This is a genomic window from Christensenella sp. (assembly GCF_034927525.1).
Classification (GTDB): Bacteria; Bacillota; Clostridia; order Christensenellales; family Christensenellaceae; genus Christensenella.
Genome location: NZ_JAYFPU010000256.1, coordinates 1 through 2,941, shown reverse-complemented (window position 1 = coordinate 2,941; position 2,941 = coordinate 1). Strand labels below are relative to the sequence as shown.

Genomic DNA, 2,941 nt, shown 5'->3' with positions numbered 1-2,941 from the left:
GGCACGGACAATGGAAGGCGCAAAGCCCGTTAAAAGTGCGTAGAACAGCAGCACGGCAATGTTCACGCTAAACCGTATGTTGCGGCGTATGTGCAGCTTTTTTAAAAGCCAGTTAAACGCAAAGGACACGATTGCGACGTGCAGGCCGGAAACAGCAAGAATGTGCGCAATCCCGGTTTTAGAAAAAGCATCCCGTGTTTCCTCTGTGATATCGCTTTTTACGCCTAAGAACATTGCTTTTGCGACAGGCGCCATCTCTGCGGAAAATATCTGGTCGATCTTTTCGGCAAGCGTTTCACGCAGCAATAACGGATAATAGTACCAGCCGGGCGAATAGGATATACTGCGTATTTCTTCTGAAAAGCAACTTGCTCCCGCACCTTTGCCCGCAAGATACATTTGCTCGTCCATACCGCCGGGGTTTCTTGTGGATGCAGGAGGTCTTATCCGGCTTTCAAAAGTCACGGTATCACCGTAATGCAGGACTTCGCGTGAATATAAAAGTATCTTCTTACTAAAATCCAACGTAGTACTGCCATCATTACTGGTCAATAAAACATTGTCAAGCGTATAGGTATGATAATTAGAAGACATACCTGAGCGGTCGGCAACATACCCTTGTACAGAATATTCCTCCCCTTCGCTGATCTGGGAAAAATCTGTTGTGAACTGGATTTGGAAAACGATGCCGCCTATGGCGAACATCACCAGATATAGGGAAACGAGCATATGGCGGTGTTTTTTGAAAAGCAACCATGCAAAAAGCGCAGCACCGCTGCCTAAAACGATTCCCAAAATGGGTATAGGTACTTTCAGGTAATAGGAAAGCGATATCCCCAACACCATAAAAAAGGCCAAAAAAACAACGGGTCTTTGGTTCAGTATTCGCTGCATAAAAAACTCCGTCAGATCGTGTATTGTCTCTTTTCTTGAACGATAGTGGTGTTTTGAAAAACTTCGCAGGCCTCACAAAGCAGCTCCGCTTCATCATACGCCGGATTGATATGTGTCAGCAGGAGCTTCCCTGCTCCGGCCGTTTTTGCTGTTTGGGCGGCTTCTATAACTGTCATGTGCGGCAATATTTTTTTGGGCTTGTCATCCTTTAAAAAACCGCTGTCAAGCATCACAACATCTGCGTTGCGGCAAAAATCGGTCAAATGTTCACTATAGCGTGAATCCCCGGAAAAAACAAAAGTTTTCCCCTCAGAACAAAATTTAACTGCATAACACTCCACGGGATGCAGTGTTTTACAGAAAGAAATTTGTAAATCTGTATCTGGAAATTCCAGCGTGAGCGCTTCCGTTATATCGGCAGGTTCAAATTTTTCGCAGGCAGCAAGCGTGTCGTGCTCGTGCGCCGGTGTCGCCGGAAGATATATGGGAAGCGTATTTTTAAGCGGAGCATAACGCAGTACAAACATATCTGCACAATGGTCGGAATGCAGATGAGTAAGGAGTACCATATCAAGATCGTCAAGGGAGCAGTATTCCTGCACACGGGACAAGCTTCCGCTTCCCGCATCCAGCAGTATCTTTTTACCGCAGCATTCCACCAGACAAGAGGTCGTCGCTCCTCCCGCCTTTGGATAGGGCCCATATTTACCCAATATCGTCAATTGCATCTCATCTGCCTCCTTTGCCTCCTTTTGTATCGTTAGGTCAAACGGATAATACCGGGGTTTTTGACCAGCGGATCAATCACGCATAACTGGTTGCCATCTCCAAGGTATTCAACACGCTCGCCGTCCACCAGGAACTGAACAAGCCTGACATTGCTGATATTTGTCAGCGTGTTGACGATCGAATAGATCATAATGAACTCATTCTTTTCGGAAAGTCCGGCGGCCTTTTCACGAATACTGCCCTTGAAATCAACAACGGCAATATTTCCGGCAAGATAGACACTGTTTACGTCGTCCATAGAGATACCGGAGATAAAAGCGGGCTGTATTTCGCTGCTGTCTTGTGCGGAAGGCCCTTTCATAAGCTCGCGCAGTAATTCCTCCGGATATCCGGCGTTTTTTTGCTCTACCATGCGGGTCACGCTGCTGAGCAGCGTATAGGTATTGTTGGGCAGGTAAAGCACGATGCTGTTGCCGAGAAGAGACGAAAAGTCATTTGCTGTGTACACCGTTACGCCAGCCTGGAGCCCCTCCTCTGTCGAATTTACGGTGATCTGCACACCGTCGATATCCGGTATGAAGCCCGTGATCGCTGTCGTAAGGGCGGCGGCCGTGATCTGTTCCCCGTCCTGATAGGCTTTTGTTTGTGCAAAGGGCATTTTGTTGAAATCAAGCTTTGCCACGTTTCGTCCGCGTTCATCCTGTAAAATAGTCACAGAATTGAGCTGCGCATCCTTGACCAGCTTATCGACCACCGGCGCATGGTTATAAGTATCTTCCGGCCCTGCCAGCACTTCTTGCACGACAGAAGCGATCATACTCTCTTTTTGTGTGCTTTCGAAATTGATACTTCGTACCTCAGGCAACAAAAATTGCTCTGAAATATCGAGAAAATACAGCGTAGCATTTATAACTGCTGTCTGTGCGCTTGCGTCGCGTTTATACTTTTCAAGGTCTTCGCTCAACGTGCTCTTGGATTTCTGCAGCGTTCCTGACGGCAAGTTTTGATAGGCTGTCTGGCTGCCATTTACAAATATATTGACATACGCAACGCCTGAAAAGTCAAACAAGGTAGAGGCGATCGCCAGCTTGGCGGTAATGATCTGTTCTTCCGATTTATAGATACCTTCTTCTAAGTTCAAAAACACATTGATCACATCTGGAAGCAATTCTACTTTTTCCAGCGAAAAGTTTTCTGCCACCGGCTGCAACGTCTCGGACGACGGGCCGCTTAGCAAGGCTTCGATGATCTGGGTCTCTGCACGCTCGTTTTGCGGTACGCTCAAGGTGCGTGTTTCTGCCGAGAACTTTTTCCCTGT

General features: G+C 47.2%; 3 protein-coding genes. All 3 read right to left on the bottom strand.

The window, feature by feature from the left end:
- The coding region (locus VB081_RS10610; protein WP_323400789.1) for a ComEC/Rec2 family competence protein at nucleotides 1–894 on the bottom strand (894 nt) is incomplete at its 3' end.
- 11 nt (nucleotides 895–905) lie between these two features.
- Nucleotides 906–1,622 (bottom strand): MBL fold metallo-hydrolase, encoded by a 717-nt coding sequence (locus tag VB081_RS10605; RefSeq protein ID WP_323400788.1) that lies wholly within the window; start codon nucleotides 1,620–1,622, stop codon nucleotides 906–908.
- 32 nt (nucleotides 1,623–1,654) lie between these two features.
- On the bottom strand, nucleotides 1,655–2,941 hold a 1,287-nt coding region (locus VB081_RS10600), incomplete at its 5' end, for a GerMN domain-containing protein (RefSeq protein ID WP_323400787.1).

Excerpts from the sequence above, each read along its gene's own strand:
- VB081_RS10605 (WP_323400788.1), bottom strand. The coding sequence starts at position 1,622 with ATGCAATTGACGATATTGGGTAAATATGGGCCCTATCCAAAGGCGGGA.